The organism is Amycolatopsis sp. NPDC004772, assembly GCF_053601215.1.
This window is the reverse complement of sequence record NZ_JBSGBK010000091.1, coordinates 21,025-33,260: the sequence shown is the minus strand read 5'-3', so window position 1 is coordinate 33,260 and position 12,236 is coordinate 21,025. Positions and strand designations below refer to the sequence as shown.

Annotated in this window: 12 protein-coding genes; 5 read left to right on the top strand and 7 right to left on the bottom strand. The window is 72.5% G+C overall.

The genetic code is table 11. The annotated features are described in order from the left end of the window. Positions 1-115: 115 nt before the first annotated feature. From ACWEF6_RS35860 to ACWEF6_RS35845, 4 genes are read right to left on the bottom strand one after another with little or no spacing between them, the layout of a single operon-like run. Positions 116-1,402: a geranylgeranyl reductase family protein gene (locus tag ACWEF6_RS35860; RefSeq protein ID WP_449687005.1), complete on the bottom strand. Its 1,287-nt coding sequence runs from the start codon at positions 1,400-1,402 to the stop codon at positions 116-118. A gap of 10 nt (positions 1,403-1,412) precedes the next feature. After that, the gene (locus ACWEF6_RS35855; protein ID WP_449687004.1) at positions 1,413-2,102 is read right to left on the bottom strand and encodes a class I SAM-dependent methyltransferase; all 690 of its coding nucleotides are present in this window, start codon (positions 2,100-2,102) and stop codon (positions 1,413-1,415) included. A gap of 23 nt (positions 2,103-2,125) precedes the next feature. Next, on the bottom strand, positions 2,126-3,229 hold the full coding sequence (locus ACWEF6_RS35850) for a glycosyltransferase (protein ID WP_449687003.1): 1,104 nt from the start codon (positions 3,227-3,229) through the stop codon (positions 2,126-2,128). A gap of 1 nt (position 3,230) precedes the next feature. Beyond that, a complete protein-coding gene (locus ACWEF6_RS35845; RefSeq protein WP_449687002.1) occupies positions 3,231-4,301 on the bottom strand; it encodes a glycosyltransferase family 4 protein in 1,071 nt (356 codons plus the stop codon). A gap of 177 nt (positions 4,302-4,478) precedes the next feature. Between ACWEF6_RS35845 and ACWEF6_RS35840 the strand changes: the two genes are divergently transcribed. Beyond that, the gene (locus ACWEF6_RS35840) at positions 4,479-5,309 is read left to right on the top strand and encodes an inositol monophosphatase family protein (RefSeq protein ID WP_206790910.1); all 831 of its coding nucleotides are present in this window, start codon (positions 4,479-4,481) and stop codon (positions 5,307-5,309) included. Between the two features lie 29 nt (positions 5,310-5,338). Then, positions 5,339-5,896 carry a GNAT family N-acetyltransferase gene (locus tag ACWEF6_RS35835; protein ID WP_449687000.1) on the top strand — a complete coding sequence of 186 codons (558 nt, stop codon included), beginning with the start codon at positions 5,339-5,341 and terminating at the stop codon, positions 5,894-5,896. A 259-nt stretch (positions 5,897-6,155) separates the two neighbouring features. Here ACWEF6_RS35835 and ACWEF6_RS35830 read toward each other — a convergent pair whose 3' ends face one another. The 3 genes from ACWEF6_RS35830 to menD all read right to left on the bottom strand — a co-directional run bounded on the left by ACWEF6_RS35830 (position 6,156) and on the right by menD (position 9,925). After that, positions 6,156-6,593, bottom strand: coding sequence for a DUF3592 domain-containing protein (locus tag ACWEF6_RS35830; RefSeq protein ID WP_449686999.1), 438 nt, complete (start codon positions 6,591-6,593; stop codon positions 6,156-6,158). A gap of 22 nt (positions 6,594-6,615) precedes the next feature. Beyond that, complete coding sequence (locus ACWEF6_RS35825; RefSeq protein WP_449686998.1) at positions 6,616-8,127, bottom strand: M1 family metallopeptidase; 1,512 nt, start codon at positions 8,125-8,127, stop codon at positions 6,616-6,618. A 121-nt stretch (positions 8,128-8,248) separates the two neighbouring features. Next, positions 8,249-9,925 carry a 2-succinyl-5-enolpyruvyl-6-hydroxy-3-cyclohexene-1-carboxylic-acid synthase gene (gene menD / locus ACWEF6_RS35820; RefSeq protein ID WP_449686997.1) on the bottom strand — a complete coding sequence of 559 codons (1,677 nt, stop codon included), beginning with the start codon at positions 9,923-9,925 and terminating at the stop codon, positions 8,249-8,251. Between the two features lie 57 nt (positions 9,926-9,982). On the opposite strand from menD, the gene ACWEF6_RS35815 reads away from it, so the two are divergent. From ACWEF6_RS35815 to ACWEF6_RS35805, 3 genes are read left to right on the top strand one after another with little or no spacing between them, the layout of a single operon-like run. Then, positions 9,983-10,906 (top strand): 1,4-dihydroxy-2-naphthoyl-CoA synthase, encoded by a 924-nt coding sequence (locus tag ACWEF6_RS35815; RefSeq protein WP_449678388.1) that lies wholly within the window; start codon positions 9,983-9,985, stop codon positions 10,904-10,906. Between the two features lies 1 nt (position 10,907). Then, positions 10,908-12,032: an o-succinylbenzoate--CoA ligase gene (menE, locus tag ACWEF6_RS35810; protein ID WP_449687006.1), complete on the top strand. Its 1,125-nt coding sequence runs from the start codon at positions 10,908-10,910 to the stop codon at positions 12,030-12,032. Positions 12,033-12,083: 51 nt separating this feature from the next. After that, positions 12,084-12,227 (top strand): hypothetical protein, encoded by a 144-nt coding sequence (locus ACWEF6_RS35805; RefSeq protein ID WP_449686996.1) that lies wholly within the window; start codon positions 12,084-12,086, stop codon positions 12,225-12,227. Positions 12,228-12,236: the final 9 nt, after the last annotated feature.

Sequence of the window (12,236 nt, the reverse complement as noted above, 5' to 3'; positions counted from 1 at the left end):
CGCATTGCACGGGGGTTGTGTGGTTTTGCAATCGCCTGCTCCGGGTGCGTTGTCGGCCGTTCGTGTGGACTCGTTGAACGCACCGAACGCCACATTGGGGCGCTTGGGGCGAAAGTCAGCGCGGGGTGGGAGCGGCCTTGGCGAGGGCCGCGATCAGGCGGTCGACGCCGTCGCCGCCCTTGGCGTCGTAGCAGCCCGACAGGCCCTTGTAGACCAGCGGCAGGAGCTTGTTGATGCGCAGGCCGTACTTGGTGCACGCGTGCATGATCTTCGGCTTGCCGATGATCTTCGCGAAGACGTTCCCCAGCGCGTAGTAGCCGCCCATCAGCTCACCGACAGCCCGCGGGTACGCCTCCAGCGCACGCTCCCGCGAAGGCCCTTCGCGCCGCGCAAGGGCTTGCACGACGACCTCCGCCGCGATCTGCGCCGACTCCATCGCCGCCGAGATGCCCTCGCCGTTGAACGGGCTGACCATGCCGCCCGCGTCGCCGAGCAGCAGCAGGCCGTCGCGGTAGTGCGGGGTGCGGTTGAAGCCCATCGGGAGGCCGGCGCCGCCGACCTTGCCGATCGCGTTCTCCTCGCGGTAGCCCCACTCCTCCGGCGTCCCGTCGAGCCACTGGCGCAGCAGCGCGCGGTAGTCGGTGTTCCGGAAGGAGGCCGACGTCGAAAGCATGCCGAGGCCGACGTTGACCGTGCCGTCGCCGAGCGGGAACGCCCAGCCGTAGCCCGGCAGGAGCTTCGGGTTCCGCGGGTCGGAGCGGTCCCACAGCTCGAGGTGGCCCTCGATGAACGGGTCGTCGTGCCGCGGGCTCTTGTAGTACTGCCGCACGGCCACGCCCATCGGGCGCTTCTCGTTCTTCTGGATGCCGACGCTCAGCGCGAGCCGCGCGGAGACGCCGTCGCAGGCCAGGACCAGGGGCGCGCGGTAGTGCACCGGCGTCTTCTCCGGGCCGACCTTCGCCTCGACGCCGACCACGCGCCCGCTCGCGTTCGTGATCGCGCTGGTGACGGTGGTGCGCTCGTACAGGCGCGCGCCCGCCTTCACGGCGAGCTTCGCGAGGAGGTCGTCGAAGTCGTGGCGGGTGCGGGACACGCCGTACGGCGGGTAGCTCGTCAGGTCCGGCCAGTCGAGTTCCAGCGTCAGGTCGCCGGTGAGGATCCGCAGGCCGCGGCTGTGCACCCAGCCCGCGTCCTCGCTGGTGTCGATGCCCAGGTCGATCAGTTGCTTGACGCCGCGCGGGGTGAGGCCGTCGCCGCAGACCTTCTCGCGGGGGAACTCGGTCTTCTCCAGCAGCAGGACGTCGACGCCCGCGCGGGCCAGGTAGGTGGCCACGGTGGACCCTGCCGGTCCGGCGCCGACGACGATGACTTCGGCGTCCTGGTCTGCGGTGCGTCGCGTCATGAACGCGAGTTTAGGCAGGCTTTCGCGCGCGGTGGATCGCCACGACCCCGAATGTGAGGTTCAACCACTCGACGTCGGTCCAGCCGGCGCTCGCGATGATCTCGCCGAGGGTCCGCTGGTCGGGCCAGGTGAGCATGGATTCGGCCAGGTACTTGTACGCCTCGGGGTTGGACGACGTCCGGCTGCCGACCCAGGTCAGCAGCTTCAGGACGAACCGGCGGTGGACGAACCGGATCGGGGCGAACGGCGGGGTCGAGACCTCGCAGATCACCAGCCGGCCGCCGGGCTTGACCACCCGGGCGATCTCGGTGAGCGCGGCCTTCGGGTCGACGAAGTTGCGCAGGGCGAGGGAGATCGTCACGGCGTCGAAGCTCTCGTCGGCGAACGGCAGGTTCAGCGCGTCCGCGGCGACCATCGGGACCTTGCGGTGCAGGCCGGCACGGAGCATGCCGAACGAGAAGTCCGCGGCCAGGCACCACGCGCCCCCGCGGGCGTACTCGACGGTCGAGACCCCGGTGCCGGCGGCGAGGTCCAGGACCCTCTCGCCGCGGCGGGCGTCGAGGACACGGGCGGTGGTGGTCCGCCAGCGCCGGTCGAAGCCGAAGGTCATGAACGAGTTCGCCCGGTCGTACCCGGACGCGACGCCGTCGAACATCGCGGCGACTTCGTGCGGGTCCTTGTCCAGGCTTGCGCGTGACATGGGTCGAGATTAGTCCGGGGCGTTCAGCTGAAGGCCGCCAGCATGCCCGCCACGGCCGCGGGCCAGGTGAACTCCTCCGCGCGGGCCCTGGCCGCCGCCCGGCGCAAGTCCTCCGGGCTTTCCAGGAGCCCGGTCACCGCTTTCGCGAACGCGGGCGCGTGGTCGTCCACCGCCGCGCCACACCCGGGCCGGACGATCTCCCGCAGCGCCGACGACGCCGACACCACCACCGGCGTCCCCGAGGCCAGGGCCTCCAGGGCCGCCAGGCCGAACGTCTCGTGCGGCCCGGGCGCGAGGGAGACGTCCGCGCTGGCCAGCAGCCGGGCGACGTCGCCGCGGGCCGGCAGGAACCCCAGGAACGTCACCGGCAGCCCCCGCGCCCGGCGTTCCAGGGCCCGCCGCCGCGGCCCGTCACCCGCCACCACCAGCCGCACCTTCGCCCCGGCCTCGGTCAGCGCCGCGACCGTGTCCACGCTGCGCTCCACGTGCTTCTCCGGCGACAGTCGTCCACAGTGGACGATCAGCGCCTCCGCTCCCCCGGCGAGATCGGTGCGCCAGCCGTCGTCGCGCATGGCGGGCCGGAAGGTCGCCAAGTCGACGCCGAGCGGGACGCGGCGGACGTTCGGCGCGGCGATCCGGTCGAACTCCGCGCGCGCGAACGCCGTCGTGCAGACCACCGTGTCGTAGCCGGCCGCCATCCGCCGGTTGGCGGCGTCGGCGACCCGGCGGGCCACCGGCGCGGGCAGCAGGAACTGCTCCAGCAGGCGATCGAGGCGTTCGTGGGAGATGACCGTGCTGGGCACGCCGTGGCGGCTCGCCCAGCCGCCCATCCCCCGCAGCGTCAGCCGGTCGGACACCTCCAGGCGGTCCGGTTCGAGCCGGCGCAGGACCGCGCGGACCCGGTGCGGGTCGACGGCGCGGTAGCCGCCGGTGCCCGGGATCCGCGGCGCGGGCAGGGAAAACCGGCGCACGCCGGTCGGCAGGACCTCGTCGGCGTACCGGCGCCCGGGCACCACGAGCGTGACCTCGTGCCCGCTCGCGACGTAGCCGGCGCCGAGGTGGTGCAGCGCGGTGCGCAGCCCGCCCGAGCGCGGCCCGTAGAAGTTCGCGAGCTGGACGATGTGCACGTCAGGCCGCGCGCGCAGCCCGGCCGCGCACGGCTTCGTAGTGCCCGACCAGCTCGTGGCAGACGGCGGGCCAGGTGCGGCCCAGCACCACCTTGCGCGCCTTCTCGCCAAGCCTGGCGCGCAACGCGGCGTCGCGGAGGGCGTCGACCTTCTCGACGAGCGCCGGGCCGAACTGCTCGCGGTCGGCGGGCAGCAGGTAACCGGTGCGGCCGGGCAGGACGAGGTCCTTCGGGCCGCCGGCGTCCGGGGCGAGGACGGGCAGCCCGGAGGCCATCGCCTCCTGCACCGCCTGGCAAAACGTCTCGTGCGGTCCGGTGTGGACGAAGACGTCGAGGCTCGCGTACGCCTTCGAGAGGTCGTCGCCGTACTTCGCGCCGAGGAAGGCCGCGCCCGGCAGCTGCTCTTTCAGCGCGGGCAGTTCGGGCCCGTCGCCGACGACGACCACCCGGATGCCCGGCACGCCGGCCAGCGCGGCCAGCCGGTCGACCTCCTTCTCGGGCGCCAGCCGGCCGACGAACCCGACGAGCAGCTCGCCGTCCGGGGCCAGTTCGGCCCGCAGCGCCGGGTCGGCGTGGGCCGGCGAGAACCGGTCGATGTCGACGCCGCGCGCCCAGCGGTGCACGCGCGGGACGCCGTGGAGCCGCAGCTGCTCGACGGAGTCGCTGGACGGCGCGAGGGTCCGGTCGGCCCGCGAGTGCAGCCGCCGCACCCACCGCCACGCGGCGCGGGCGGCGATGCCGAAGCCGTACGCGGCGGCGAACCCGGCGATGTCGGTCTGGTAGACGGCGATCGACGGGACGCGCAGCCGTCTCGCGGCGGCCAGCCCGCGCGCGCCGACGACGAACGGCGACGCCAGGTGCACGACGTCCGGGCCGAACGCGGCCAGCGCGTTGAGCACGGTGCGCGTCGGCAGGCCGATCGGCAGGGAGCTCACGCCGGGGACGTCGAGCGCGGGGATCCGGACGACCGGGGCGCCGCGGTAGGAGTCCGGGCCCGGGCCGGGGGCGATGATCAGCACGTCGTGGGCGCGTTCGCGCAGGTGCTCGACGACCCGCAGGACGGAGTTGGTCACGCCGTTCACCTGGGGCAGGAAACTTTCGGTGACTATGGCGACTCGCACGTCTTGGACGATCGCACCCGATCCTGGCGACCGCGTGACACGGCGGCCAACGCTGCCGGAACAGATCGGCTACGACATGTCATCTCAAGGTCGCGTGCCGGAAACCAGGGTGGCCCAGACTAGGCGGGCATGACCCTCTTGTCCTCACGGCCGCCGCGGCCCGTCGAGCCCGGCCTGCTGTCGAGGGCGCTCGAAGTGGCCGGGCGGCTGGCCAACGACGCCACCGACGTGATCACCGCGACCGCCGGCCGCGGCGCCCACCCGTCGACCCTGGACTCGCCATTCGACTGGGTCACCGACACCGACCGGATCCTGGAGCGCCACACCCGGCGCGTCCTGACGGCGGAGTTCCCGGGCATCCCGGTGGTCGGCCACGAGTTCGGCGCGGACCACGGAGCGGACGTCGCGGAGTACCGCTGGGTGGTCGACTCGGTGGACGGAACGGCGAACTACGTGGCCGGCGTGCCGTGGTGCGCGTACAGCCTGGCCCTGGTGGACGCGGCCGGCCCGGTGGTGGGCGTGGTGGCGGACCCGTACCGGGCCCAGATCTACGCCGCGGCGCGCGGCCGGGGAGCCCGCGCGAACGGCAAGCCGATCCAGCTGGCGGACCGCTGCGTGACGGCGGGAGCCCTGGTCTGCACCGAGCTGGCCCGGACAGGCCCCTGGCCAGGGATGGGCGGCTTCATCGAGCGAGCGGCGGCGGCCCACGCGGGGGTGCGCGTGCTGGGCTCGGCGGCGTTGTCGATCGCCCAGGTGGCATTGGGCCACGCGGCGGCGGCGGTGCTGCACAGTTACCACGAGTGGGACGTGGCGGGCTCGGTGGCGATGGCGATCGAGGCGGGCGCGGTGGTCCTCGACAAGCACGGCGAGGACACGGCCCTCCCCACGGACGGCCTCCTGGTGGCGGCCCCCGGGGTGGCGGACGAGGTCCTCGGCTGGTGGCAGGAGACGGCGGGCTAATCGGTTGCGCGTGGGGTGAGGATCGAGGCATGCCGACCCTGCACACACCGCGTCTCTCGCTCGTGCCGCTGGCCGACGAGCACCTCGAGCTGGAGTACGAGCTGGACTCGGATCCGGAGGTGATGAGGTACCTGACCGCCCGCGCAGCGACCCGGGACGAGGTCGCGGCGGCCCACGCACGCCGGATGGCGGTGGAGCCGGGGTTCGGGTTCTGGATGGGCTTCGCGGGTGCGGACTTCGTGGGCTGGTGGCTGCTGCGGCCGCCCAATGGGCCGGACCAGCCGTTCGCCGAAGGCGAGGCGGAGCTGGGGTACCGGTTGCTGCGCCGCCAGTGGCGGAAGGGATATGCCCGCGAGGGGTCGCTGGAGGTGCTCCGCTACGGCTTCGAGGACCTGGGCCTGAACCGGATTTTCGCCCAGACGATGGCGGTGAACAAGCCATCCCGGGCCACGATGGCCTCGGTGGGGATGACGTTCAAGCGGGCGTTCATCTCGGCTGGCGAGTATGAAGACCCAGTCGAGGGGGCAGAGCAGGGCGAGGTGGAGTACGAGATCACCCGAAGCAGCTGGCGGAAGACGGCGGACTGACCCGGTTCAACCCACAGCCGCACCGACGGCTCCAGCACAAGAAGCCGCACCAACCGCCCTACACCTCCCCCGCCCCTCGCCCCAGCTGCAGTCAGCACCGGGGAGCCGGGGTCAAGGGTGGGCGAAGCCCATCGCGAAGCGACGCCGAAGGCGCCCTTGAGGCCGGATCCCCGGTGTTGAACAATCAAAGGACGAGGAGCGGGGAACCACTCAGGGCCAAAGAGCCAGGCACCACTCAAACCGAAGAGCCGAAACCCGCTCAAACCGCAGCCAAAGCCCGCTTCCCCTGCCTCCGAATCCACCAAAGCGCCGGCCCGGCCACCAGCCACGTGAAGAACACAAAGCTCCCCAGCGGCAACAACGTCAAAGCCGCCGACCGCCCCGCCACCCGGGCCAGCTCCGGATCGGACGCGTCGTACTCGATCCGCACCAGCTGGCCGGCCGCTAGCCCGTCGGGGTACAGCACCCCGTTGGCCGGGCTGTGCACGATCCCGTCCGGCGTCTCGAAGTGGATGATCGTCCGGTCGAACGCCACCGAATCCACCGTCGCCGTCGCTGTCCCCAGCTGGGCCGAGATCGCGCTGTCGTTCCGAAGAGCCGCGAAGAGCAGGCACACGCACATCACGGTGAGGAGCGAGGCGACGCCGAGGGTGGTCCACCACCCGACGCGCCTCGCCCGCTCACCTCTCGTGCTCACGCCGCGAGCGTAGCGGTCCCGCTCAGCCCGCGTGTTCGGCGGCGAGGAACCGGTGGTTCTGCTGGATCTGGTCGTACGAGCGAGGCTTCACCGACGCCACGCGCGAGGTGAAGGCAGCCGCCCCGTTCGGGCCCACCGACGGCTTGCCCGCCGTGTACAGCCACGTCTGGAACAGGTCGTGCAGCGGCTTGCCCGAGATCTTCTCCGCCAGCGCGATGAACTCGAGGATCCGCCCGTCCTTCCCGCCCTTCGTGACCTGCCAGGTCTGCAGGATCTTGAAGAACGCCTCGTCACCCACGGCCGTCCGGAGCGCCTGGAGAGTCAGCGCACCGCGGTCGTACACCGCGTTGTCGAACTGGTTGTCCGCGCCCGGGTCGGCCGGGACGACCTTCCACAGGTCCGCGTCGGGCGCGTTCGAGTCGTACGTGTACTGGGCCAGCTCCGCGACCGTTCCCTCGCCCTCGTGCTCCGACCACAGCCACTCCGCGTACGACGCGAAGCCCTCGTTCAGCCAGATGTCGCTCCAGCGGCCCAGCGACACGTTGTCGCCGAACCACTGGTGGGCGTTCTCGTGCGCGATCAACGTCGTGTTCGAGCCCGCGCGGAAGTTGCGGGCGCCGTACGTCGGCCGGGTCTGGTTCTCCAGGGAGAACGTGATGCCGCTGGTCACGACGCCGCCCTCCGCCTCGAACGGGTACGGGCCGAACTGGGTCGCGAGGAACTCGTCGATCTCCGGCGTCCGCTCCACGCTGGCCTTCGCCGCGTACAGCGAGTCGCCCAGGTCGGCGCCGTAGGCGGTGATGAACGGCTTGCCGTCCGGGGTCGTCGACTGGACCAGCTCGTAGTTGCCGACGATGAACGACGTCAGGTACGTGGCCTGCGGCTTCGTGCTGCGCCACTGCCAGCGGGTCCAGCCCGCGCGGCTCTTCTGCGTCCGGACCAGCGAGCCGTTGGAGATGGCCACGTTGCCGTCCGGCGCCTCGATCGAGACGTCGTAGGTCGCCTTGTCGGTCGGGTGGTCGTTGGCCGGGAACCACCACGCCGAGCTCTGCGGCTCGTCGATGCCCAGCGCGCCGAACGCGCCCTTCTTCCACGCGTTGAGGCCGTCCACCTTCTCGGTCGACGGCGTGTCCGCGTAGGCGACGACGACCGTCGCGGTCTGGCCCTTGAGCAGCGGCTGGGCCGGCGTGACGACGAGCTCGCCGTTGCCCGTCTGGTTCGTGAACTGCGCCGGGCGGTTGTTCACCCGCACGCTCGACGCCTTCAGCGCGAAGTCCAGGTCGAACCGCGAGAGGTCCTGCGTCGCGGTGAGCAGCAGCGTCGTCGTGCCCGACAGGAGGTCGGTCGCGGGCTGGTAGGTGAGCCGGATGTCGTAGTGCAGCACGTCCGTGCCGCCGTTGCCGGCGTTCGGGTAGTACGGGTCGCCGGCACCGGGGGCGCCGGGCGAGGGCGCCGCGCTCGCGGTGCCGGCGAGCAGCACCGAAACGACGCCGGCCGCGAGCGCACCGAGACCGGTGCGCGTTCTTGCACGCATTCGAAATCCTCCAAAGGAGTGAGGAAGCAGCGCGCTCGAACGTAGCCAGGGCAGCCGGAAGCAGGAACAGCCGAAGGGAGGTTTCTTGCCTACTGGGATTCCACCCGGAAAGCGGTTGACGTCAGCCCGCGGACACGGCCGCCGACACCGCCGCCCGCAGGCGCGAGTGCAGATCGCGGTGCCGTGACCGGTCCACCCGGACTTCGACGACCCGCAGGCCCGGCGCCGGCGCCAGCGCGGCCCGGAACTCCGTCAGCGTCTCCGCGACGACGTGCGGGACGCGGTAGCCGGCGCACAGCGCGCCAAGGTCAGCGCCGTGCGGCGTGCCGAACACGCGCTCGAAGCTGGCCGAGTGCTCCGGCGCCCCCTGCTCCAGCAGGGAGAAGATGCCGCCGCCGTCGTCGTTGAGGACCACGATCGTCAGGTCGGGCCGCTGCTCGGCGGGCCCGGTCAGCAACCCCGACGCGTCGTGCAGGAAGGTCAGGTCGCCCAGCAGCGCGTACGACGGGCCGCGGTGTACGTACGCGGCCCCGATGGCCGTCGACACCGTGCCGTCGATGCCCGCGACGCCGCGGTTGCGGTGCACGAGGACGTCCGGGCGCAGCCGGCCGGCCAGCGCGACGTCCCGGGTCGGGTTGGACGAGCCGACGACCAGCAGCGAGTCCGGCGGCAGCGCGTCCACCAGCTCGGTCGCCACCCGCAGCCCGGACGGCCACGGCTCCTCGGCCAGCGTCGAGGCCACGGCGGACGCGGCTGCGGCATCGGCCCGGCGCCAACCGGCCAGCCACTCCGGGTCGGCGGGCTTGGTCGGCTCGTCGAACCACTGCCCGACCTGCCGGACGTTGTGCGCGGGCGCCGGCCAGTCCGAGTCCGGCCGGACCAGCAGGACCTCGACGTCCGGGTCGGAGATCACCTTCTGAATCTGCCGGAACACCGTCGGCCGCCCGAGGCAGAGCACCTGCTCCGGCTTGTGCCGCGAGATGAACTCCTCGACGCCCAGCAGCCACGCGCCGGACGAGATCGCCGTGCCGCCGGACAGGCCGATCCCGCCGGTTTCGGAGATCACCGGCCAGCCGTGCTGCTCGGCCCATTCGCTGGCCGCCTGGACGCCGGTGTCACACGCGATGACCAGGCCGTGGCGGGCCGAGGGCACCACGAACGACGGCAGCGCGCCGAAGTCCGGCAGCTCGGTCCAGCGGGACCCGTCCGCGCGGCCGTCGAGCGATTCGTACCACTCGCCGTCGTCGTCCAGGTCCGGCACGAGCGGCTCGCGGAACGGGATGTTCAGGTGCACCGGCCCGCAGCGCCACTCGCCGTAGGCGGCGTTCCAGGCCCGGCAGATCTGGCTGCGCCAGTACGAGTTCTGGCCGGCCCGCCGCTCGGCGACAGCCAGCTCGTCGAAGTAGCGGACAGCGTCGCCGTAGAGCTGGTGCTGGTCGATGACCTGCGACGCGCCCGCGGCCCGCAGCTCGGGCGGCCGGTCGGCGGTCAGCACGATCAGCGGGACACCCGCGCGGTCGGCTTCGAGGACGGCGGGGTGGAAGTTCGCGGCCGCGGTGCCGGACGTGCAGAGCACGGCCACCGGGCGGCCGGTGCGCGCGGCGATGCCGAGGGCGAGGAACGCGGCCCCGCGCTCGTCGATGCGGACGTGGAGCCGGAGCTTCCCGGCCGCGGCCGCGTCGTACAGCGCGATCGACAGCGGCGCGTTGCGGGAGCCCGGGCAGAGGACGACGTGCGAAACGGTGTTGCGGACGAGTTCGTCGACGATGACCCTGGCCTGCGCGGTGGAAGGGTTCACCGGCAGGCTCCAGACTCATCGAGATCAGTTCTGTCCACAGGTCCTATCCTCGCAAACGTGGATGACGCCCGAGTTTCCGAGCTGTTCGACCCCGCCGCGTGGACCGAGGTCGAAGGTTTCGCCTTCACCGACATCACCTACCACCGTTCCGCCGAGGACCGCGGCGGCAAACGCGTGGTGCGCATCGCGTTCGACCGCCCGGAGGTCCGCAACGCCTTCCGGCCGCACACCGTCGACGAGCTCTACCGGGCCCTCGACCACGCCCGGATGAGCGCCGATGTCGGTTGTGTCCTGCTCACCGGGAACGGCCCGTCGCCCAAGGACGGCGGGTGGGCGTTCTGCTCCGGTGGTGACCAGCGTATTCGCGGACGGTCCGGGTATCAGTACGCGAGCGGGGAGACCTCCGACACGGTGGACCCCGCGCGGGCCGGCCGGCTGCACATCCTCGAGTGCCAGCGGCTCATCCGCTTCATGCCGAAACCCGTGATCGCGGTGGTGCCGGGCTGGGCCGCGGGCGGCGGGCACTCCCTGCACGTCGTGTGCGATCTCACCCTCGCCTCGGCCGAGCACGCGAAGTTCAAGCAGACCGACGCCGACGTCGGCTCGTTCGACGGCGGCTACGGCTCGGCGTACCTGGCGAAGATGGTCGGGCAGAAGTTCGCCCGCGAAATCTTCTTCCTCGGCCGCGAGTACTCCGCCGAGCAGATGCACCACATGGGCGCGGTGAACGCCGTCGTCCCGCACGCCGACCTGGAGAAAGAGGCGCTGACCTGGGCGTGGGAGATCACGCGCAAGTCGCCGACGGCGCAGCGGATGCTGAAGTACGCGTTCAACCTCACCGACGACGGCCTGGTCGGCCAGCAGCTGTTCGCCGGCGAGACCACCCGGTTGGCCTACATGCAGGACGAGGCCGTCGAAGGCCGTGACGCGTTCCTCCAGAAGCGCGACCCCGATTTCAAGGACGTCCCCTATTACTACTGAGCTGCTCCCGGTCCACCTCGACGGCTCGCCCGAGGCGCTCGAAACCCTGAAGCGAGCCGTCGCGGCCGCGCTGGGCGGCGGCCCGGCGGTGCTGCCGTTCACCGACCCCGCGCTGCGCGACGCGATGGCCCCGGACGAGCCCGCCGAGCCGGGCACCGCCGTGGTCATCGCCACGTCGGGCTCGACCGGCGCGCCCAAGGGCGTCCTGTTGTCGGCCCGCGCGCTGACCGCGTCCGCCGCGGCCACGCACACCCGGCTCGGCGGGCCGGGACACTGGCTCCTGGCGACGCCGGCGCACTATATCGGCGGGCTCCAGGTGCTGGTCCGGTCGCTGCTGGCCGGGACGACCCCGGCGCTGCTGACCGGCTCCGGCTTCCGCCAGGACGACTTCGCCGCCGCGGCGGCCCGGCTCGGGAGCGGCCCGCGGTACACGGCCTTGGTGCCGACCCAGCTGGTCCGCCTGCTCGACGACGGCGGCGCCGGGCTCGCCGCGGCCCGGACGTTCGACGCGATCGTCGTCGGCGCGGCGGCGACCCCGCCGTCCTTGCGGGAGCGCGCCGCGGACGCTCGCGTGCGGATCGTGCCGGCGTACGGGATGAGCGAGACGGCCAGCGGCTGCGTCTACGACGGCGTCCCCCTCGACGGCGTCCGGGTCGACGTCGAGGGCGACCGGATCCGCATCGCCGGCGACGTCCTAGCGCACGGCTACCGGCGCCGGCCGGACCTGACCGCGGAGTCCTTCTCGGACGGCTGGTTCACGACCTCCGACCGTGGGGTTCGCCACGCCGACGGCCGCGTCGAGGTCCTCGGCCGGGCCGACGACATGATCAACACCGGCGGCGTGAAGGTGTCGGCGAACGCGATCGAGCGGTGCCTCCGCGCGCAGCCCGGGGTGCGGGACGCCTGCGTCGTCGGCGTGCCGGACCCGGAGTGGGGCGAGGCCGTGGTGGCGCTGGTCGTCCCGCCGGGCGAGCACGGCGACCTGCGCGCGGCGGTCCGCGCGGAGCTGGGCGCGGCGGCGACGCCGAAGCGCATCGAATCCGTCTCGGAGCTGCCGCTGCGCGGGCCGGGCAAGGTCGACCGGGCGGCGGTGAAGGCCCGGCTCGAGCCGCGTCCGACCGGCTGAATGGCGGCACTTCGTTGACACGAACAGGGTGCGCCCGCTTGGCTACTCACCATGACGCGCCTGATTCGCACCGTCCTGATCAGCACCGCCGTCGCCCTGGGGGTCCTCCTTCCCGCGGGTGCGGCGCTGGCCGACGTCCCCGCCGCGGACCCGAACAGCGGCTCGCTCGTCCTGCAGCTGCCGTCCACCGACTGACGTCGGCGA

Bases quoted from the DNA above. Each gene is read 5' to 3' on its own strand.
- ACWEF6_RS35835 (WP_449687000.1), top strand. From the start codon at position 5,339: ATGCCGACCCTGCACACACCGCGTCTCTCGCTCGTGCCGCTGGCCGAC.
- ACWEF6_RS35840 (WP_206790910.1), top strand. From the start codon at position 4,479: ATGACCCTCTTGTCCTCACGGCCGCCGCGGCCCGTCGAGCCCGGCCTG.
- ACWEF6_RS35805 (WP_449686996.1), top strand. From the start codon at position 12,084: ATGACGCGCCTGATTCGCACCGTCCTGATCAGCACCGCCGTCGCCCTG.
- ACWEF6_RS35855 (WP_449687004.1), bottom strand. From the start codon at position 2,102: ATGTCACGCGCAAGCCTGGACAAGGACCCGCACGAAGTCGCCGCGATG.
- ACWEF6_RS35825 (WP_449686998.1), bottom strand. From the start codon at position 8,127: ATGCGTGCAAGAACGCGCACCGGTCTCGGTGCGCTCGCGGCCGGCGTC.
- ACWEF6_RS35860 (WP_449687005.1), bottom strand. From the start codon at position 1,402: ATGACGCGACGCACCGCAGACCAGGACGCCGAAGTCATCGTCGTCGGC.